Here is a 20,496-nt window from a genome sequence, read left to right on the forward strand (position 1 = left end):
CGATGAAGCGGCCATCGGGATCTGCCGGTGTCCAATTTGGCACGCGCGTTTGCCCCGCCGTCGGATTTGTATCTTTAAGCGTCGGCCGTTTTCTCGCCGCAAGAGGCGACCTTCTCGCGGCGGGAGGCCGGGGAAAAGACGAAATAGCGGTACATGACGTATCGGAAGGCCGTGCCGAGCACGAGGCCGACGATGTTGCCGGAGACGTTGTCCGCAAACTGGGTGGTCAAATGCAGGACGTAGCGGGAAAAGCCCAGGCAGCCGAGGGCGATGAGCAGGCCGCCGAGGTTCACCAGCGCGAACATGGCAAATTCCCGGCCCTTGTTCTCGTTGCGCCTCTTCTTGAAAGTCCACAGCCTGTTGGCGATCCAGGCGAAGATCACGGAAACGGTCACGGAGACGATCTTGGCGGTGAGCGACTTGTCGCCGGGAAGGTCGATTGGAAGCGAATAGGCCAAAAGATTGAAAAGGCCGACGTCGACGATGTAGGCGCCCAAGCCCACGGTGCAAAACTGTAAGAACTCGACAAACCACTCTCGGAAAGTCTGGCCCCGCAGAAGTTTGCGTATGAGATTCGACAGCACCACGTAAGTGTAACCGGGGATAATGGGAAAAAGACATAAGCTGAAATGTGAAAAACACGGGAGGGTACGTGTCCGATAGCAAAGTCGTCGGGACAGGGGCCGCGGCGGGTGCGCCGCGGATCGGCGTCGTCGGCGGAGGCCAACTTGCCCGCATGATGCAAGAAGCGGCCATCGCCCTGGGAATCGAGCTGCGCGCTCTGGTCGAAGCGCCCGACGGCGCCACTGGCCAGGTCGTCCCGCTTTCCGTCGTGGGGGCGGCCGACGACGCCGACGCCGTCCTGGCTCTTGCGCGCGGCGTCGACGCAGTGACCGTGGAACATGAGCATGTGCCGGACGAGATCCTTGCCGCAGCGGCCGGCGTCGCCCCCGTGCGCCCGGGAGCGTCAGCGCTCGCCTTCGCGCAGGACAAGCTGCTCATGCGGCGAAGTCTGACCGACGCGGGAATCGAGTGCCCGCGCTGGTTCGCCGCGAGGAACGACGAAGAGATCGCCTCCGCGCTGCGAGAGCTCGGCGGGTGGGCCGTCGTCAAGACGCCGCGCGACGGGTACGACGGAAAGGGCGTCGCCGAAATCAGGTTGGCGCCCGGCGGCCGATGCGAGACGTCGGCGCCCGTGGGCCAGTGGCTGGATGCGGCAGGAGGCGAGGGACTGCTCATCGAGGAACTCGTCCCCTTCACGTGCGAGATCTCCCAGCTCGTTGCCCGCCGCCCAGGCGGCGAGATCGCAAGCTGGTGCGCCGTCGAAACGATCCAACGCGGGGGAGTGTGCGCCGAGACCATTGCGCCCGCGCGGGTTTCTTCCGACGTCGCCGGGCGCGCCGCCGACGTCGCGAAGGCCATCGCCGAGGAGCTTGGCGTGGTGGGGATGCTAGCCGTCGAAATGTTCGTCGACGACGCCGGGCGCATTCTGGTCAACGAGCTGGCGATGCGTCCGCACAACTCCGGCCATTGGACGATCGAAGGGGCGGTGACGAGCCAATTCGAGCAGCACCTTCGAGCCGTGCTTGACCTTCCGCTCGGGTCCACGGACCTGCTGGCCCCGTGGGCTGTGATGGTCAACCTGCTCGGTTCGGAGCTCGAGGACCCCCGCGACGCCTACCCCGAGGCGATGGCCTTGCACCCTTCGGCGAAGATTCACGTGTACGGCAAGGAGGTGAGGCCGGGCCGCAAGCTGGGCCACGTCACCGTGTGCGGCGACAATCTCGACGCGGCGAGAGCCCAGGCGCGCGAGACGGTCGAGGCGCTGGCGGGGCGCGGCGCGCCTGCGGGAAGCCCAACAGCGCGGGGCTAGCCCTTCGCGGGCGGGAGCTGCGGCCGCGCATGCGCAAAGCGCAGCCGCGCGGGAAACGCAACGGCGCCGCGTCCCCTTCGCAGAGGCGGCCGTGAAGCTCCTCGCGAGGAAGCGGCTGCGCGTCCTTTGCGGGAAAGCGGACCCGCGCCCCGCGTGAGAAAATCGAGGCATGAACGCAATCGTTGGAATCGTCATGGGATCGGATTCGGACTGGAAAGTCATGGAAGACGCCGCCGCGGCGCTTGACGAGTTCGGCATCGCCTACGAGGTCGACGTCGTCTCGGCTCACCGGATGCCCGAAGACATGGTCGAATATGGGCGCAAGGCAAGCGAGAGGGGGCTTCGCGCGATCATCGCGGGCGCGGGAGGCGCGGCCCATCTTCCGGGAATGCTCGCCGCCTTGACGCCGTTGCCCGTCATCGGCGTCCCGGTGCCGCTGCGGCATCTCGACGGAATGGACTCGCTCTTGTCGATCGTCCAAATGCCGGCTGGCGTGCCGGTGGCGACGGTGTCGATCGCCGGGGCGCGGAATGCCGGGCTTCTCGCCGCGCGCATCATCGGCAGCGCCCCGACGGACCGGGACGTTCGCGATCGAATGGCGGCATTCCAGGACGGGCTCAGGGAGACGGCCAAGGCCAAAGGGGCCGCGCTGCGCGGAAAGCTCGGGGGCTGAACCGCCCGCGCATCGGGCTGAACGGCCGGCGAATGTCCTTACGGCGGTGAAGCGCGCTGTCGCAATGGGCGCGCTGTCGCAATGGACGCCCGCCGTCGCGGAGAGTCGTCCGCACTGTTGCAGCCGACCCCGCCCGCCGCTACGGAAACTCGTGGCTTAGGTCGGGGAAAAGAAATCGCTCGACGTCAGAGTCCCGTTGCGGAGTTTCTCGAAGAATCCGTCAATCTTGGCGGGATCGAGGCGCACGGCCGATTGCTGGCCCACCCGGTAGTTCATGCTCGAAATGGGCGGTGCGCCCATGAGCCCGTCGGGGCCCATGACCTTGCGAATGCTCAATCCCGCCCGGCCCAGAGCGACCATGCCGGTGTCGGGGTCGACGGTCAGATGTTCGGCCACCGTGCCGACGAGGGAACGCTGGCGCATCGGATTGATGAGCGTGGAGGGCGAGGCCGCCTTGGAGACGACCTTCGAGACGACCTGGCGCTGGCGGAGCGCTCGGCCGATGTCCCCGAGAGGGTCGGATTTGCGCATGCGCGAAAAGGCGAGGGCCGTGGGGCCGTCGGCGTCATGGCAGCCCTTCGTCCACACCAAGCCCGAGTCGTGGTCGTTGACGTCGGCGTCGTAGCAGAGGTTGACTCCGCCGACGGCCTCGACGAGGGATTGGACCCCGCCCATGGAAACCTCGATGTAGTGGTCCACCTTCAGGCCGCTCAATTCCTCGACGGTGCGCACGAGCAGCTTGGGCCCGCCGATCGAATAGGCCGCGTTGAGCTTGCCCGCGTTGTTGCCCGGGATTGTCACGTAGGCGTCGCGGGGAAGGGAGACGAGAGCCGGTTTGCCGGACTCGGGCACGTGCAGGAGCATGATCGTGTCCGAACGCTGCCCGGCGGTCGGATCGTCGATCGCGCCCTTCTCGCGCTTGTCGGAGCCGACCACAAGGTACGTCGTGCCGGGGGTGTCTGCCTTGTCGGAAAGCGCGTCGACGTCGTGGAGCTTCGAGTTTCCGTAATGGATGAGATATGCGGGCCAGGCGATGAGAAGCACCAGAAGGACGACAAGGGCGATGCCTATGCGGCGGCGCCAGGGGTGCCTTCGGCGAGGCTTCGACGGCGGATAGAGCCCGCCTCCCGGTTCCGTCGGGCCTTGCGGCGGCTGTGTGGGGCCGCGCGGCGGCTCGGCGGGGCCCTGAGGCTGGGCAGCCCGGAAAGGCTCGGTCGGAGCCGGAAGGGGCCGACCGAGCGCGTCCGATCTCTGTGAATTCTGAGAGCCCGACAGATTGGAGGCGGAGGCGCCGCCCGAGGGTCGCTGTGGCGACGCCGACGGCGCGCCCCGCGAGGCGGGAGGGTAGGAAGAAGGCTGGGATGGGCCAGGAGCGCCCGCGGCGGAATCGTCGTCAAGGTGCCGCGCGCTTCCTCCGGGCCTGGCGATGCTCGTGGACCCGGAGCGGCGTGCGCCCTGAGAGGCCTCGGAAGCCGACGTCGCAGACCCGACCTGCTGAGCTGAACCGGGCTGTTGAAGGGAGCCGCGCCGCGGGGCGGAGCCAAGTTGCTGGGCAGATCCCGACCGCGAACGAGAACCGCGCTGCGCCGCGGAAGCGGACTGTTCCGAGGAACCGCGCTGCTCGTTCGGGTCGATTCCGAGTTCTTTTTCGAGCAGAGAGCGCTGACGCTGCGGCGGGCGGCCGTCGATCGCAGCCCACTCTTGAAGCTGCTCAGACGTGCTGCCCGTGCCGCCGGAGCGGCCGCCGACCACTTCTTTGGCGCCCGAGGAGTCTGGGCGCACGGCCTTTTTGGCAGGCTCGAAGGACGGAGGCTGTGTCATAGGGCACCCGCTTACTTGGCGTTGTTCCTAGTGCAAACCGGGGTCTTCTTGCTCGAGGGCGAAGGCTTGGCAGACTGTGAAGCCTCGGGCGAAGCCGGGCTTTCTTTGGCCGCATTCTCCGCACTTCCCCCCGCGCTCGCCGGAGCTTGGGAAGGGGAGTCGGCGTCGGTGACGGTGCCCTCAGCCGGGTCGACGGTCATCTTCACTGGCTTGTCGTCGGCGATGTTCTTCCACAGCTTGCTCGCCTCGTCGCGCTGGACCACGTAGGCGCCCTTGTGCTTGAAGGGCATCGTGAGAAACTTGACGTCGTTTGGGGCGACATCCTGAAGAGACGAAGCAAGGCTGACAAGATTCTCGACGTCGCCGAACCCCTCGTTCGTGTCGATGTTTTTCATGGTGCCTTTGGCGATTCTGTAAAGCTTGACGCTGTCGGAGAAAAGGTCAAGATCCATCGCCTCGCTGATGATCGTCTTGACGAGCTCCTGCTGCCTGTTCACGCGGCCTAGGTCCGAGCCGTCGCCGAAAGTCTTGCGCGCCCTGGCCAACGCCAGCGCCTGGTCGCCGTTGAGGAGACGGCATCCCGCCTTGACCTTGAGGCCGGCCTCCTTGTCGTCGACGTCGTCCTCGAAATAGGCCGGAACGCCTCCGAGCTGGGTGACGATGCTCTTAAACGCCGCGAAATTGATGACCATGTAGTTGTCGATGTGCACTTTGTACCCGGTGAGCTTTTCAACCGTTCTCATCGTGCAGTTGGCGGCCGATCCAGCATTGAGTTTGGCCCCGCCCTTGGCAAATGCTGAGTTGAAGCGCGTATTCTCCTGCGGCTCGGTGGTGTAGAGGACCTTTTCGTCTTTGTCTCTCACGTTGCATTCTGGAATGTCTACGAGGGTGTCTCGGGGAATCGATACGACTTCGACGCGCTTGCGATCGGCGGAAATGTGCATGAGCATCGTCGTGTCCGATCGCATTCCTGCGACCTCTCCCGTCGAGCCTGCGCCATCGACGTCCGACTCCCCGTTGCGATAGTCCGATCCGATGATGAGGACGTTCATTGAGCTGTTCTTTTTGCTGGGCTTGCTCGGATCGGACTCCTGGGGATGCTGCCGCGCATTGAGGCCGAGGTACAGGAAAACAACGGCCGAAGCACCTGTCAGCAGGAGCGCGGAAAGGCACAGCGCCGCGATCCTGAAAATGTGCCGTGGCCGACGGCCGGCCGCCATATGGGCGGCATCGCGTTGTTTTCTTCTCACCTTGCCAATAGTACGTGCCGTTCCTGTGGGAGCGCGGGGAACGCTTGTCAATGGGGACTTGTGCGACGGGGGCCGACGTCGATGTCGATAAGTGCGGACGGCGAGGTAATGGGTCAAAGTCCGAGAACACCCGCGGAACATCCGACCCAAATGTGCAGGTCTGGCCGACGACTGCCGACGTAAGCGTCTTCCGCGAAATGTAGCGGTCTTCACAGTGGTTGGGGGCTTGACACGATCGAGGGCGAAGAGGGGCGGCATCCGTTCAGTTTCCCCGGCGCGCAGAGGCCGGCCGGTGGCACGCAGCCGTGAACTCAGTCGCGCAGAGCGCGTGGAGTTTGGGGACGGAAGCGCCTAAAGAGCGCGCGTTGCCCGGAATGGGAACGTGCATCGCCCGGAATGGAAACGCGCGTTGCCCAGAATGGGAAGAGGTTGAAGACAGCGGTGCTTCGAGGCCTGAGGCGCCGCGCTCCGCCTGGAAGACGAGGTGCTCTTCTTCCGTCTCGGAACGGATGGGAACCGGACGCTGGAAACGCGAGGCGCTGCGGGAGGTTAGTCTTATTCAGTGAACAACGAACGCCTGAGGATTGTCACCGTCGCCTTCAATCCGGGGGAGGAGCTCGCGTTGTGGGCGGAGTCCGTCGGCGAGGCAACGCGCAGGGCCGTCGACGTCGTCATCGTCGACAACGGGACCGACGCTGAAACGGTCGACGCCGTGGGCCGGATCTATGGCGCCGCCGTCCTCAGGCCAGGCCGGAACCTCGGCTATGGAACGGCTGTAAACCGGGGCGTGAAGGCGCTGCGCGAACGGAGCGCGGCCGCGGCTGCGCCCGGCCGGACAACGGGGTCGCTTGACGGGCGGCCATTCAACGCGCGGGAATCGAATGACGTCCAGGGCCCGACCGGCGCGGACGTCGATTCTGGCGCCGCGAATGCATCCGGCTTTCCCGGTGCGCCTTCCGGCGAGGGTCCGCTTGACTCGCGGGACTCCGAGTGGATCGTCGTCGTCAACCCCGACGTCGTCTTTCTGCCCGGCGCCATCGACAAACTGATCGCGGCCGCGGCCGCGTGGCCCCGCGGGGGGGCCTTCGGGCCGCTTGTGCGCGACCGCGCGGGAACCGTCTACCCCTCCGCCCGCAAGTTCCCGCGGCTCGTTTCCGGCGTCGGGCATGCGCTTTTGGTCGGAGTTTGGCCCAACAACCCGTTCTCGCGAGCCTACCGCGAGAACGCCGACATCACGCGGGCCCATGTCGTCGACTGGCTCTCCGGCTCGTGCCTGCTGCTTCGACGCGAGGCATTCGACGCCGTCGGCGGGTTTGACGAGTCGTACTTCATGTTTTTCGAGGACACGACGTTGGGAGAACAGCTGGCTTCCGCGGGGTGGCAGAGCGTTTTCGTCCCCGACGCCGAAGTGGTGCACGATCAGGGCGCAAGCTGGCGGAGCAAGCCCGAGAACATGATCCGCGCGCACCATCGCTCGGCCGCCCGATACCTCGACGGCGTATACTCCAAGCCTTGTCAGGCTCCGCTGCGCTGGGCGCTGCGAGCCGGGCTGAAAGCGCGCGAGGAATTGCTCGTCCGCTTGTCCCGACGAGGCGAGAAGAAGTCAAAGGTGAGAAGAAATCGTCGCGGCGAGGCCGGGGAAAAGGGAAATACGAGCCTTGCGGAAGGCTAGCGTGAGTTATGCCGGGCGTCGAAATTGGGTTTTGTGCGCCCCTTTGGGGCTGAACGCCGGTTTTCTGGAGCGAAACGTCAGGAAGTGCCCTGTGTGGGGCTGAATGCCCTGACAGGCGCCCAGTTTTAGTTCTGGGCCTCGGGATAAGCGCCCAGTTTTAGGGTGGGGATCGGAATGGGCGCCCAGTTGCGTCATAAGCTCCGCGATTCGGTCCCTGCCGTCTTGGCGCGCCGAGGTGATTGGCAGGTGTCGCCGTTGCATCCGGACGTGCAGCAGTGTGTGTTGGGACCCGTGAGGTTTGTGAGCGTCGTCGGGGCCTGTGGGGCCTTTGGGATGCCTGTAAACCCGGCGAAATGCGGGCTGTGCAGGTGTGGCAAATCCGTGTCGGTTCGCGTGTGCTTATACCTCACATGGTGTCCGTTTGGACCGAAATGTTGCGAATGTGACAAATGTGCATTCTGTTAAACCGGTGATGTACAGTGGATTACCATTTCTCTTTTGGAGGGAGAAAAATTGGAGGAACAAGTATGACCATTCGACGCTTCGCTGGCCTCTCGTTGGCCGCGTCGCTCATCTTCGTGGGCACTCCCGTGTTCGCCTCAGGAAATCCGGTTGCCGGGACGCGAAATGCATCGGCTTCCGTCAAAGCGGCTGCGGTCAACCGCGCGTCGTCCGTTTCCGGACTGGCAGGGGCAGCCGACGGCAACATTCCGATGACCCCGCAGAGCGGCTCGGAGAAAACCCAGACCCTTGCCATCACAGACGGTTCAGGCTCCTTGACTCAAACTGGCAAGGACGCCGCCCTGACGGCTTCGGAAGCCGCCGACGCCACCGCCGCGGGCACTGGAGCGGGCAATGAATCCGAAGCTCAGGCCGGCGCAGAATTCGAAACGCAAGCAGATGCGGAGCTCGGAACGCAGGCCGGTGCGCCCGCATCCGCAGCCGGAAGCGGCTTTGCCGCCCGGACCTCGGGCGGCGCGCGCCTGGCTTCGACTGGGGCAGGCCGGGCGAACGGCCTCGGCGCTTCGGCCAACGGGCTTGGGCAGTCCGACGGCTCCGCACAGCCGACCGATTCCCCGAAATCTGAAGGACCCGGGCAGCCCGAGCCCGCTCAAGATGCGCCGCAGGCCGAATCGGTTCAGAAGGCAGATTCGACAAGGCCTCCCAGCGGCTACCTCTTCGTCTCCGAACCGCTCTCCGTCGACGAATTCGCCGTCGCCGGCCTGACATGGAACAAGGGCCAGTCCTTGCCGAGCGGCGCCACCGTCGAAATGCGCACTCTAGACGCCAAGGGATGGTCGGATTGGTACGTCCTTTCGGTCGAAGAGGGCGAGGACGGGCGCCCTGGAACGGAAGCCAACGTTTCCGGCGGGTCGACGGGCGTTCAGATTCGCATCAAGGGAAGCGGCAGCCTTCCCGCCGGGCTCGCCGTCAACCTCGTCAACGGCGAGGGGCCGACCAAAAAGGTCGCAGACGTCCACAAGGTCGCCGCGGCTCAACAGCCCGCGGCCAAGAGCCTGACCGCCCCGGTCGCCAACCCGGACGAGGAGCGGTCGATCCTCTCGGGCAAAGCGACGGGCGTAGCTTCGACGTCGCAATTTGGCGGCCCGGCTGCCGCAGCCTCTCCGCAAGGCCAGGCCTCCCCGCAGGGACGGGCCGGCGCGGCGGCGAAGGCCGACGCTCCCGCGGCGCGGCAGCTGACGACCCCGCAGATCGCCGCCGCCGACAACCTTGCGCGCATCCACCCGCGCTCGGCATGGGGAGCCGACGAGAGGAAGATGTCGTGGCCGCGTTCTTACGAGAACTTTGAGGGCGCGATCATCCATCACACGGCAGGGTCGAACAACTACAGCCAAGCGCAGGTGCCGGCGACAATTCGGGGAATTTACAGCTACCACTCGATCACCCGCGGATGGGGCGACATCGGATACAACGTCCTCATCGACAAGTACGGCGGGCGTTGGGAGGGCCGCTCGGGCACCCTGGCCGCCCCGCACGGCAAGGTGGTGACCGGCGCGCATGCCGCCCCCCGCAACCAGGGCACTTTCGGGGTCTCGGTTCTGGGCACCTACAGTTCGGCGGCGAGCGTCACACCGCTCATCCGCGAAACCTTCTCCGACGTCATTGCCGCGCGCTTCGTTCTCGGCGGCGTCAATCCGAGCAGCCGAGGCACGATGACGGTTCCGAGGGGCACCGGCGCCGCGCTTCCCGCGGGAAGCGCCCTTCCCCGCATCGTCGGGCACAAGGACGTCAAGTCCACATCCTGCCCCGGCGCGATCTACGGGTACCTCGATCAAATCCGCGCGGCGACGGCGGCCAAGTACCAGAGGATCATGGGCGGAGCAGCCGCGGCGCCCCAGCCTCAGCCCCAGCCGGCGTCGTCCCCTACCTACTACCTCAACAACGCGTGGAGCGGCAACGCCACCCACACTTTCACCTACGGGTTGAGTTCTGACACCGAGATTGTGGGCGACTGGGACGGCGACGGAAAGGACACGGTTTCCCTGCGCAGGGGCAACACGTTCGCCGTCAACAACGTCAGCGCTCCCACGGCGGTCCCGAAGTTCACCGCCGCCTACGGGATTCCCGGCGACGAGTACTACGTGGGCGACTGGGACGGCGACGGCAAGGACTCGCTCGCAATACGCCGAGGCAACGTCTTCCACGTTTCGAACAGGGTCGGCGCGGCAACCGCCGACTACGCGATCGCCTACGGCAAGCCGGGCGACGTCGTGCTCGTCGGCGACTGGGACGGCGACGGCCGCGACACCTTCGCCGTGCGCCGAGGCAACGAATATCACATTCGCAACACGATGTCTTCGGGCCCGGCGGACAGGGTGGTTCCCTACGGCAAGGCCGAGGACGAAGTCTTCGTCGGGCACTTCGGCGGATCGGCCAAGGACGCGCTCGCGGTGCGCCGCGGCAAGACCTTCTACGTCTCCAAGAGCCTCCACAACGGCGACGCCGACCGCGTCGTCGATTACGGACGGGTCGGCGACAGGGCGTTCGTCGGCGACTGGGACGGAAATCGGGTCGACACCTTCGGCGTTCGCCGAGGCTGATCTGGCTGCGCCAACCTTGCGGCTGCGACCGACCCTGCACCGGTCGCAGCCGCTTTGCTTCTGTCGAGTCGGCTAGTCGCAGCCGCCCTGAACCGGGGGCTCGGTTCCGGTCGGCGTTGTGCCGCCCGGATTACTGCCCGGTTGCGCTCACTGCCCGGTCTTGGCGTACTTGGCCTCGACGTCGTCCTTCTGCGGACGCCACCAGTCCTCGTTGGCCTTGTACCACTCGACGGTGTCGTGCAGCCCGGCCGCGAAGTCGGCGAAGCTCGGGCTCCAGCCGGTCTCCTCAACGAGCTTGGAGTTGTCGATCGCGTAGCGCTGATCGTGGCCGGGGCGGTCGTTGACGTGGTCGAAATCGTCGGGCTCGCGGCCGAACTCCGCGAGGATCATCTGAACCACTTCTAGGTTGTTCTTCTCGCCGTCGGCCCCGATCAGGTAGGTCTCGCCGATGCGGCCTTTGTCAATGATCTCCCACACCGCGGTGTTGTGGTCGCGCACGTGGATCCAGTCGCGCACCTGTTCGCCCGTTCCGTAGACGCGCGGGCGGATTCCGTCGATCATGTTCGTGATCGTGCGCGGGATGAATTTCTCGACGTGCTGGTAGGGGCCGTAGTTGTTCGAGCAGTTCGAAATCGTTGCGGGGACGCCGAAAGAACGCACCCATGCGCGCACCAGAAGGTCCGAGGCGCCCTTTGAGGAGGAGTAGGGGCTCGACGGCGCGTACGGGTCGCCGGGCATGAACCGGCGAGACTCGCCGATCTCAAGATCGCCGTAGACCTCGTCGGTGGAAATGTGATGGAAACGCGTTCCGTGGCGGCGAACGGCCTCCAGAAGCCGGAAGGTGCCCTCGATGTTCGTGCGGATGAACGGGCTCGGGTCGTTCAGCGAGTTGTCGTTGTGCGACTCGGCGGCGAAATTGACGACGACGTCGGCGTCCTTGACCAGCGGATCCACGGTGTCGGGGTCCGCGATGTCGCCCACGACCAGCTCGACGCGGTCCAGCCCCTCGATGGACTTCGGGTTCCCCGCATAGGTCAGTTTGTCGAGGACGACGACGTCGGCGTCCGGCATCGACTCGACCGTGGAATGAACGAAGTTCGCGCCGATGAAGCCGGCGCCTCCCGTGATGAGAACGCGCATGCGTTTCCTCTCTTCTGTCAATGGGCAAGAAAGATCGATCGTTGGGCAAGTCTATCTGTTTTGTCTGGACGTCGCCTTCTGTTCGGCTGCGGGAACGCTTGGCTCAACGCTTGCCGACGCCTCGATAGGTCCACCCGGCGCGCTTCCATGCGTCGGGGTCGAGGGCGTTGCGCCCGTCCACGACGACGCGCTCGCTTACGAGCTCTCCGATTCGCGCGGGGTCGAGCCGCACGTATTGCTCCCATTCCGTGCACAAAAGCACTGCCTCGGCGCCGGCGACGGCGGCCTCGACGTCGGCGAAGAACGCTGCGCCTTCGACCTCGGCTGCGACTGCCTCCGCCGAAGCCGCCGGGTCCGCGATCGTCACGCGCGCCCCCCGTTCGACGAGGGCAGACGCCATTTTCAGCGCGGGCGAGGAGCGGATGTCGTCCGTGTCGGGTTTGAACGTCGCTCCCAGAACGGCGACCCTGCGGCCTTCGAGACCGCCTGTGAGGCCTTCGAGGACTTCGACGGTTCGAGCCCGCTGGCCGTCGTTGATGCGCTCGACCTCGGCGAGAAATTCGAAAGCCTCGTGCAGGTCGAGCTCCTCCGCCCGGGCCCGCAGCGCGCGGATGTCCTTTGGCAGGCAGCCGCCGCCAAAACCTATCCCCGCCCGCAGGAACCGATGCCCGATGCGTTCGTCGAATCCCAGGGCGCGGGCGAGCAAGGCGACGTCCGCGCCGGTGGCGTCGCAGGCTTGGGACATCGCGTTGATGAAGGAGATCTTCGTTGCGAGGAAGGAGTTGGCCGCGACCTTGACGAGCTCGGCGGTGGCGAAGTCCATCGTCAGGCGGGGGACGCCCGCGGCGATGAGCGCGGCATAGCACTCGTCAAGCGCGTCGCGGCCCGCGCGCGCATCCGCCTCCTCGCAGGACAGGCCGTAGACCAGCCGGTCCGGCTCGAGGGTGTCCCTGACCGCCGATCCCTCCCGCAAAAACTCGGGGTTCCAGACGAGGCAGGCCCCCGCGCGCCGGATGCGAGGCTCGAGCGCCGCCGCGGTCCCAACGGGCACCGTGGACTTTCCGACCACGACGTCGCCCTCGTGAAGACGGGGGAGGAGCGAATCGACGGCGTCGTCGAGGAAGGCGAGGTCGGCCGCGTGCGAATCCGGTTTCTGCGGGGTCCCGACTCCGATGAAATGGACCCTGGCGCCGCCGGCCGCCTCGGGGTCGGCGGAGAATGCCAGCCGGCCAGAATCCAGGCCCTCCCTGAGCAGGCCCTCGAATCCGGGCTCTAGAATTGTCGGCTGCCCGGACGAGAGCGACGAAATTTTGGCGAGGTTGCTGTCAATGCCCACAACGTTGTGGCCGAGGCTGGCCATGGCGACGGCATGCACTGCGCCGAGGTAGCCACACCCGATGACCGAAATTTTCATGTCAATCAGACTACTGGATGGTACCCTTGAAAGGCTGTGACGACAATCGCTCAAGCGGCGTCAGTCTGTTCGTCCGGGCGACTAGGGCGATTAGGACGTCGGGTTCAGACGAATAGACGGTCCGATTCAGGCGATCCAACCGGCGCGTCGCCGCTCCGCCGGCCGGCGCAAGGGGCAGTCGTGAAAGCGATGCGAGGAGGCTGATCTGAAAGACATGCGTGGGAGGCAACCGTGAAGGTCTTCGTCCAAATACCCTGTTTCAACGAAGAAGCGACGCTTCCCATGGTTCTCGAGTCGATTCCCCGCGCGATCGAGGGCGTCGACGAGCTGGAGATCCTCGTCATCGACGACGGATCGACGGACGGCACCGTTCGAGCGGCCCGCGCCTGCGGCGTCGCGCACATCGTCCGGCACACCAGAAACCAGGGCCTCGCGAGGTCTTTCCGCGACGGCGTCGACTATGCGTTGGCCCACGGCGCCGACGTCGTCGTCAACACCGACGGCGACAACCAATACCCGCAGGAGCGGATCCCCGATCTTCTCGCGCCGATTGTTCAGGGGCGCGCCGACATCGTCATCGCGGACCGCCAAACCAAGGACATCGCGCATTTTTCGCGGTTCAAGAAGCGCATGCAATCCCTCGGATCGGGCATGGTCAACCTCGCCGCCGGGACGCGGCTGCCGGATGCCGCCTCGGGATTCAGGGCCTATTCGCGACGGTCTTTGCTGCGGCTCAACGTCGTCACGGGGTTTTCCTATTGCATGGAGACCATCGTTCAGGCGGGCAACCTCCGCATGCGAATCGAATCGGTGAAGATTCGCACGAATCCAAAGACCCGCGAGTCCCGCCTGTTCTCGAACATCTTCCAACACATGTACAAATCGGGGAAGGCGATCGTGAGGTCCTTCCTCATGTACAAACCCCATATTCCGCTTGGATTCCTGGCCGTGGTGACCGGGATCGTCGGGCTTGTGCCGTTCCTGCGCTTCCTCGTCTTTTGGTTCCAAGGCGAGAGCGGGGGGCATGTTCAATCGCTTATATTCGGAACGGCCATGATCGTCACGAGCCTGCTGAGCGCCGGCCTGCTGGTGGTCGCCGACCTCCAGCGCACGAACCGGGTGCTGATAGAAGACACGCTCGAGCGGATGAAGGCACTGCAGTACGGCGAGGCCTCCCGGGAGGGAGTCATGCTGGGCTGCGGCTCGCGCGAGGACGCCGCCTGCGACGCCGCCTGCGCGCACGACGACGCCGCTTCCGGCGGGGAAGGGGCCGCGCACGGCGATGAAGACGGGGACGAAGGGGGCGCGCATGGCGATGAAGACGGGGACGAAGGGGGCGCGCATGGCGATGAAGACGGGGACGAAGGGGGCGCGCATGGCGATGGACGCGACGCCGCACGTCGCGGTGAGACGCGGCCTGCACCCGGCGGCGCCGTACAGCTCGAACCCGGCGGCAACGCGCGGCACGCGCCCGACGGGCCGATTTAGGCGCGCTTGCGTTGGAGCGGCGTCACGCATGCGGGTTGCACTCGGTTTGCTCGCGGCTCGCACGCGATTCGGCTTGTGAAGGAGAAACGTTGAGAATCCTTGGATTCGGAACTTACGACGTTCGATTGCACCCGCGCGTCGGCGTGCTGCTCGAAGGCCTGCGCGAACGGGGGTTCGCCGTTCGGGAGGTCGATGAGCCTTTGGGAGTCGGAACGGCGCAGAGGGTGAAGTCGCTGACGAGCCCGGCAAGCGCTCTGCGGTTCGCCGCCGCAATCGCTGGAAAATGGGCGCGGCTGATCCGCCGCACCTCGGCCTACCGCGGAAAAAACAGGCCCGACGCCGTTCTCGTCGGATACCTCGGGCATTTCGACGTCGTCCTCGCCCGCGTGCTCTTTCCGCGCACGCCGATCGTGCTCGACCATTTGATCTTCGCCTCGGACACGGCCAAGGACAGGGGGCTCTCCGGGGGCGGCGTCGTCGGCAGGCTCGCCTACCGCCTGCTGGAAGGGATCGACAGGGCGGCGCTCGCGGCGGCCGACGTCGTCGTGCTCGACACCGACGACCACCGCGCCCTCCTGCCTGCGCGCGCTAGGGGGAAAGAAGCAGTCGTCCCCGTCGGCGCCCCCAAACGATGGTTCGACGCCGGGGACCGGGCTCGGCGGGTCCGGGATGATGCCCGCCGAGCCGAGGGCGAGGCGCCGGCGCCCGCGGAGAACGCGCGAACGCCTGAGAGCGAGGCCCGAAAGGCGGGCAACGGAGAGGACGACGGCCCGCTTTCGGTGGTTTTCTTCGGCCTTTTCACGCCCCTGCAAGGCGCTCCGACAATTGCGCGCGCATTGGCGATCCTCGAGGACCGCGGCGTTCGGATCGACGTCACCCTCATAGGGGACGGGCAGGACGCCAAGGCCGTGCGCGAGGCCCTTCCTTCGGGGGAAAGCGTTCGGGTTTCGTGGATCGACTGGGTCGATTCGGAGGATCTGCCTGACGTCGTCGCCGGGCACGACGTCTGCCTTGGAATCTTCGGAACGTCCGGCAAGGCGCGCCGCGTGGTGCCGAACAAGGTGTACCAGGGAATCGCCGCGGGCTGCGTCGTCGTCACGTCCGACACCCCGCCTCAGCGCAGGATTCTGGGCGGAGGCGCACGGTTCGTCGAGCCGGGCGACGCCCCGGCCTTGGCGGACGCCCTCCAAGCCTTGGCGCAGGAGCGGCCCTGGGATCGAGAACGTTCACGCGCCCGGAGGCGCCCCGAGGGCGAGGCCTCCCGTGGTCAGTTTGGAGGGGACGGCGCCGGGCACTCAGCCGACGGCGTTGAGCGCTCAGTCGGCGGCGCCGGGCATTCAGAGAATGTCCGGGCTCCCGCCGATCAAGCCGAGCCCGCTTTGAATGAATTGGAGGCGGACGAGATTCGGGAAGGCTTCCGCGCCGTGCGCGTGACGGACTCGCTCGCCCGCGCAATCCTGGGCATGGGCCGAAGGCGGCTGCGGAACAAGCGGGAACGCCTTGATCCGAAACGGGTCTCGACCGAAAAGAAACGCGGGACCCCGGGGCTGAAACGGATGTGGAGCCAAAGGCCGGCGCGGGGGAACGGCGGCCTGTCTTCCCCGGGGGAGCGCGAATGAACGCGCGATCCGAAGGCGATTCGCGGCGGTTTTCGAAGCTCGCCGCGCATATGCGCCGCGTCGCACTTGCCGCGGCCGCTGCCGCCGCCGTGTGGGCGATAGCCGCCAAATGGCCGCAGGTGCGCATCGCCCTCGGCCAGATGTCGCTTCCCGCCTTGTCGGCCGCCGCGGCGACGTCCTTCGTGTACGTCGCCCTCACGATGCTGTCGTGGCAAGCCGTGATCGGCATCCCCCTTTCGGCGGCCTCGCGGATCTTTTTCGTGTCGCAGATCGCGAAGTACCTTCCCGGCGGGGTGTGGAACTTCGTCGCCGTTGGAGAGTCGGCCCGCGGGTACTCGATTTCACGCCGCCGTTCGGTTTCCTCCCTCGCGGTGGCGGTCGCGATCTCGATCGTCGTCGGGGCGATGCTCGCGTTGCCCTGCCTGCTGGCGGCCGAGGACCTGCGCAGCCGCTACTGGTGGCTGCTGGCGGCCGTGCCCTTGGGAGTCGCGGTTCTTTGGCCCTCGATCCTCAACAGGTGCCTGAACGCGGCTTTGCGTCTGGCGCGCAGAGAGCCCCTCGAGCGGCCGGTAGCCGGGCGCTCCATTTTGCGGTCGGCGTTCGTCTCCCTCCTTGCGTGGCTCGCGATCGGCCTGCAGGTCTACATCCTTCTCACCGCGCTGGGAATGGAGGCCGGCGCGGCGGGGCTGGCACGCTCGATAGGCGGCTACGCGCTCGGGTGGACGGCGGGGTTCCTCGTCTTTTTCGTCCCCGCCGGGGTCGGTGTGAGGGAAGTCGCGCTGGGGGCGGTGCTCGCAGGCGCCGTCGACGTCGGTTCGCTCGTTGTTGTGGTCATCACGTCGAGGGTTCTTGTGACAGTCGCCGACCTCGTCGCCGGAGGGCTCGCTCTCGCGGCCGGCCGGGGGAGGCCTCGAAAACCCGGCGGCGGACACGACGAGCCGGGGGCGCCGCCGGCGAGCCCGTGAAGGCCGCAGACGCCGGCGACGGCGCGGATTGGCGGCAGCCCGCCGCGCCTTCGAGCGCGGCGCGGGGGCGTTCCGACGTTGTCGGCCAGCACGGAACCATGCCTTCCTTCGCCGACTCTCTGCTCGTCTTTAGGAGGCTTTCTTCCCGTGCGACGCGTGCGCCGAGGGGATTCGAGCGCCGCGAGTGCGGCGAAGGCGACTGTGCGAATGGCCTCCCGGGGCGAGCGTTCGGCTAAGCTTCCTACTACACTAGGCGAAGCAAGAGTGGCACTTCGGCGCTTACGCGAGCGAGTGAGGGTATGGAAAACAGAACAGACGTGAGGGCGCCCCTGCCCTTGTCGCAACAGTGGACGCTGATCAACGCGTTCGGTCAGCGGGATCTCAAAGCCAAGTTCAACGGAACCCTCTTGGGGTGGGTGTGGTCGCTCGTCGTGCCGCTCGCAACCCTGGGGATCTACACGCTCATCTTCGGCGGCCTGTTCAAGATGAAGATCCCCGGAGGCGCGAGCAGGTATGAAGGAATCCAATTCGTCGCCGTGTGGCTGTTCGCCGGCCTGACCTTGTGGGGGTACTTCCTCAGCTCCGTCAACGGCGGAATCTCGGGGCTTCTCGGTTCGGGGTCGCTGTTGCAGAAGGTCTACTTCCCAGCGTATGCGCCCGTCCTCGGCGCGGGCCTGGCCGTCGGCGTCCAGTCCCTCATCGAGGTGGGGCTGCTCCTGACCGTGTTCGCCTTTCTGGGGATATTCGGGTGGACGTGGATCCTCATACCCTTCTTGTTCTGCCTGCTCGTCGTATTCGTCCAATCCGTCGCGGTCGTCCTCGCCATCTGGAACATCCACGTCAGAGACTTGGCCCAGCTCGTCGGAGTGATCCTCCAACTCATGTTCTTCGCGACGCCGATCATCTACAGCGTGACCTTGGTTCCCGCGGAGAAGTGGGGAATTCCCCTGCAGAAGATCATCGGGCATATGCCGATGGCCGAGTTCATCGAGCTCTTCCGAAGCGTCGCCTTCTACTGCGCTCCGGGGCACTGGAAGTCATGGGTCGCGTGCGCGGCGTGGGCCGGGATCGCGTTCCTCGCGGCGAAGCTCGTCTACCGCAAGTGGGGGGCCGACTTGGGAGAGAGGATCTGAGATGGAAGTCCGCACCGACACCGGCGCGCAGGGAGCGCCCGACGAGTACGCGATCGTCGTCGAGAACGTCTCGAAGTCCTTCGAAATGCAGGCGGACCGCCGCGACACCTTCAAGGAGCGCTTCGTCCGCGGCCGCTCCCGCCAAGGCAAGCGCATGTTCCACGCCCTTGACGACGTCTCCTTCAAAATCCGCAAGGGAACGACCTTCGGCCTCATCGGCCACAACGGCTCGGGCAAGTCGACCATGCTCAAGATCTTGGCCGGCGTGTACAGGCCGACGTCGGGCTCCGTCTCCGTCTCCGACAAGGTCGACGCCCTGCTCGAGCTCGGAGCGGGATTCCACGCCGAGCTGACAGGCCGCGAAAACATCTTCCTCAACGGCGCGATCCTCGGCCGCACGAAGAAGCAGATCGAAGAAACCCTCGACTGGATCATCGACTTCGCCGACATCGGCGACTTCATCGACCAGCCGGTCAAGGTCTACTCGTCTGGAATGACGGTGCGCCTGGGCTTCGCGGTGGCCGTGGCCATCCGCCCCAAGATCCTCATCGTCGACGAGATCATCGCCGTGGGCGACGAAGAGTTCCAGCGCAAATGCTTCGACTACATGCGCGAACTGCGCGACGCCGGGACCACGGTGGCCCTCGTCACCCACTCGCTCTCGCTCGCCCAGGAAATGTGCGACGAGGTCGTGTGGCTCGACCACGGCCACGTCAAGATGATCGCCGACGCCGACGAGGCCGTCTCCGCCTACCTCGAAGCCGTCAACGCCAAGGAGTTCGCCAAGCGCGCGGCGGAGCGCCAGGAAGAAGAGGAATTCCCCGAGGACGAGTCCTTCAAGCTCAACCAGGGCAACGGCGACTGCCGGATGGTCGGCGTCGAGCTCCTCGACGCCGAGGGCAACGAGGCGCCGTTCCTCACGTCCGGCGAGGCCGGCACGGTCCGCGTGCACGTGCGGGCGAAGAAGGACCTGCACGACGTCGAACTAGGCTTGGCTTTCGTGACCGACCAAGGCCAGACCATCGCAGGGCCCAACTCGCGTCATAGCGGGCGGCTCTACTCGCTTCGCAGGGGCGAGGAGACCTTCATCGACTACACGATGGACCCCGTGCTCATCCAACCTGGAAGATTCTGGATCACAACGTGCTTCGTGCGCGACGGCGAGATGTTCGACTATTCGGATCGCAGAACCGAATTGATCGTCAGAGGTAACCGGGTCGCCGAAGAGCCTGGATTGATAACACTTCCAGCCGGCGCCTGGAGCCGAGTCTCCGGGGTGCCTTCGTCACAAGAGAGGCGATGAGATGAACGAATCAAGCAGCGAGGAAGAACTGCGGCGGCTGCGCGCGGCCCTGCGGGCGTCCCAGAGCGACGTCCAAAAGCTCGGCAAGCGCAACGACCAACTCGAAAAGGAACTTCGCACGGCAAACCGCAAGCTCGGCGGCGCGTGGGAACAGCTGGACGCAATCCGGCATTCGACGTCGTGGAAGATGACCGCCCCCGTCAGACTCGTCAAGACGGCCATCCGCAAGGGCCTGGGCCGGTGAGGGGCCTGAAGAAGCGGGGCCCGCTCGTCTCCGAGGTATCGCGGGGGAAAGTCCGCATTGAACGGGGAGAGCCGGCAGGCGTCGCCGCCCGGGGGAGGGTAGCGCTCGTCGCCCAGTTCTCGATGGGGCCCGATCAGCCGATGTCCCTTTCGAAGTATCTGGAAGCGCTCGAAGGAAACGGCTATGCGACCGTCGTCATATCGACATGCGACTCGGCCGAGCCCCTCCGATTTCCCCACGGGATTCCCGAGGCGACGGTCGTGATGCGCCGCCCCAACCTCGGCTACGACTTCGGCTCGTGGGCCACGGCTTTGGGCTGCATCCCGGGCGTCCGCGAAGCGCCCGTCGTCTTGTTGACCAACGACTCGCTGCTCGGCCCCTTCGCCCCGATCGACCATCTTTTGGAATGGGCCGCCGAACCGGGCCCCGACATCCGCGGGCTGACCGCGTCCTACCAATTCGCCCGCCACATTCAATCGTTCTTCCTGGCCTTCCGCGGGGGGATCCTGGCCGACAGGCCGTGGGTCGATTTTTTCAACGACGTCCGCGTAGAGCCGGACAAGGACGACGTCGTGCTCTCCTACGAGCTCGGCGCCTCAAAGGTGTGCTTTTCCGAGGCCTACTCCTCCGACGAGTGGGTGACCGGCCCGGACCTCGGAGTCCCGTACGGAAATCCGACGGTCGACGGCTGGCGCAAGCTCATGGAGTACGACGTCCCCTTCCTCAAGCGCACGATCATGACGCATCCTTCGACCCTGTCGGAAGGCGCCGAGGCCGCCGCCTACGTCGCCCGGCGCTACAACACCGATATCGCCCAGTGGTGAGTTAGGAGTTTCCCC

Annotated in this window: 16 protein-coding genes; 11 read left to right on the plus strand and 5 right to left on the minus strand. The window is 65.9% G+C overall.

Annotated features, from left to right (window positions below; genetic code table 11):
* Positions 1 to 74: 74 nt before the first annotated feature.
* Complete coding sequence (locus A4H34_RS04815; protein ID WP_064231265.1) at positions 75 to 584, minus strand: GtrA family protein; 510 nt, start codon at positions 582 to 584, stop codon at positions 75 to 77.
* Between the two features lie 68 nt (positions 585 to 652).
* Between A4H34_RS04815 and A4H34_RS04820 the strand changes: the two genes are divergently transcribed.
* Positions 653 to 1,873 carry a 5-(carboxyamino)imidazole ribonucleotide synthase gene (locus tag A4H34_RS04820; protein WP_082903142.1) on the plus strand — a complete coding sequence of 407 codons (1,221 nt, stop codon included), beginning with the start codon at positions 653 to 655 and terminating at the stop codon, positions 1,871 to 1,873.
* Between the two features lie 169 nt (positions 1,874 to 2,042).
* Positions 2,043 to 2,546 (plus strand): 5-(carboxyamino)imidazole ribonucleotide mutase, encoded by a 504-nt coding sequence (gene purE / locus A4H34_RS04825; protein ID WP_009199340.1) that lies wholly within the window; start codon positions 2,043 to 2,045, stop codon positions 2,544 to 2,546.
* A 156-nt stretch (positions 2,547 to 2,702) separates the two neighbouring features.
* Here purE and A4H34_RS11375 read toward each other — a convergent pair whose 3' ends face one another.
* The gene (locus A4H34_RS11375) at positions 2,703 to 4,367 is read right to left on the minus strand and encodes an LCP family protein (RefSeq protein ID WP_231870954.1); all 1,665 of its coding nucleotides are present in this window, start codon (positions 4,365 to 4,367) and stop codon (positions 2,703 to 2,705) included.
* 11 nt (positions 4,368 to 4,378) lie between these two features.
* Positions 4,379 to 5,617: an LCP family protein gene (locus A4H34_RS04835; RefSeq protein WP_175407117.1), complete on the minus strand. Its 1,239-nt coding sequence runs from the start codon at positions 5,615 to 5,617 to the stop codon at positions 4,379 to 4,381.
* Positions 5,618 to 6,179: 562 nt separating this feature from the next.
* Here A4H34_RS04835 and A4H34_RS04840 point away from each other — a divergent pair.
* Positions 6,180 to 7,289 (plus strand): glycosyltransferase, encoded by a 1,110-nt coding sequence (locus tag A4H34_RS04840; RefSeq protein ID WP_064231266.1) that lies wholly within the window; start codon positions 6,180 to 6,182, stop codon positions 7,287 to 7,289.
* Between the two features lie 527 nt (positions 7,290 to 7,816).
* On the plus strand, positions 7,817 to 10,351 hold the full coding sequence (locus tag A4H34_RS04845) for an N-acetylmuramoyl-L-alanine amidase (RefSeq protein WP_064231267.1): 2,535 nt from the start codon (positions 7,817 to 7,819) through the stop codon (positions 10,349 to 10,351).
* Positions 10,352 to 10,498: 147 nt separating this feature from the next.
* Here the strand turns inward: A4H34_RS04845 and rfbB are convergent, their stop codons facing one another.
* Positions 10,499 to 11,491 (minus strand): dTDP-glucose 4,6-dehydratase, encoded by a 993-nt coding sequence (rfbB, locus tag A4H34_RS04850; protein ID WP_009199333.1) that lies wholly within the window; start codon positions 11,489 to 11,491, stop codon positions 10,499 to 10,501.
* Between the two features lie 103 nt (positions 11,492 to 11,594).
* A complete protein-coding gene (locus tag A4H34_RS04855; RefSeq protein WP_064231268.1) occupies positions 11,595 to 12,905 on the minus strand; it encodes a UDP-glucose dehydrogenase family protein in 1,311 nt (436 codons plus the stop codon).
* Between the two features lie 231 nt (positions 12,906 to 13,136).
* Between A4H34_RS04855 and A4H34_RS04860 the strand changes: the two genes are divergently transcribed.
* The 7 genes from A4H34_RS04860 (at position 13,137) to A4H34_RS04895 (ending at position 20,481) form a co-directional block, all read left to right on the plus strand.
* Entirely contained in the window at positions 13,137 to 14,393 is a 1,257-nt protein-coding gene (locus A4H34_RS04860; protein ID WP_231870955.1) for a glycosyltransferase family 2 protein, read from the plus strand.
* 89 nt (positions 14,394 to 14,482) lie between these two features.
* Complete coding sequence (locus tag A4H34_RS04865) at positions 14,483 to 16,012, plus strand: glycosyltransferase (protein ID WP_064231269.1); 1,530 nt, start codon at positions 14,483 to 14,485, stop codon at positions 16,010 to 16,012.
* Positions 16,009 to 16,977 carry a lysylphosphatidylglycerol synthase domain-containing protein gene (locus A4H34_RS04870; RefSeq protein WP_156510261.1) on the plus strand — a complete coding sequence of 323 codons (969 nt, stop codon included), beginning with the start codon at positions 16,009 to 16,011 and terminating at the stop codon, positions 16,975 to 16,977. The genes A4H34_RS04865 and A4H34_RS04870 overlap by 4 nt, the downstream gene beginning before the upstream one ends.
* 299 nt (positions 16,978 to 17,276) lie before the next feature.
* On the plus strand, positions 17,277 to 18,110 hold the full coding sequence (locus tag A4H34_RS04880) for an ABC transporter permease (RefSeq protein ID WP_009199326.1): 834 nt from the start codon (positions 17,277 to 17,279) through the stop codon (positions 18,108 to 18,110).
* A 1-nt stretch (position 18,111) separates the two neighbouring features.
* A complete protein-coding gene (locus A4H34_RS04885; RefSeq protein ID WP_064231271.1) occupies positions 18,112 to 19,413 on the plus strand; it encodes an ABC transporter ATP-binding protein in 1,302 nt (433 codons plus the stop codon).
* A gap of 1 nt (position 19,414) precedes the next feature.
* Positions 19,415 to 19,657 carry a hypothetical protein gene (locus A4H34_RS04890; RefSeq protein ID WP_009199324.1) on the plus strand — a complete coding sequence of 81 codons (243 nt, stop codon included), beginning with the start codon at positions 19,415 to 19,417 and terminating at the stop codon, positions 19,655 to 19,657.
* The gene (locus tag A4H34_RS04895; protein ID WP_009199323.1) at positions 19,654 to 20,481 is read left to right on the plus strand and encodes a rhamnan synthesis F family protein; all 828 of its coding nucleotides are present in this window, start codon (positions 19,654 to 19,656) and stop codon (positions 20,479 to 20,481) included. Before A4H34_RS04890 ends, A4H34_RS04895 begins: the two co-directional genes overlap by 4 nt.
* Positions 20,482 to 20,496: the final 15 nt, after the last annotated feature.

The sequence above is a fragment of the Peptidiphaga gingivicola genome, from assembly GCF_001652275.1.
In the GTDB taxonomy this organism is placed as follows: domain Bacteria; phylum Actinomycetota; class Actinomycetes; order Actinomycetales; family Actinomycetaceae; genus Peptidiphaga; species Peptidiphaga gingivicola.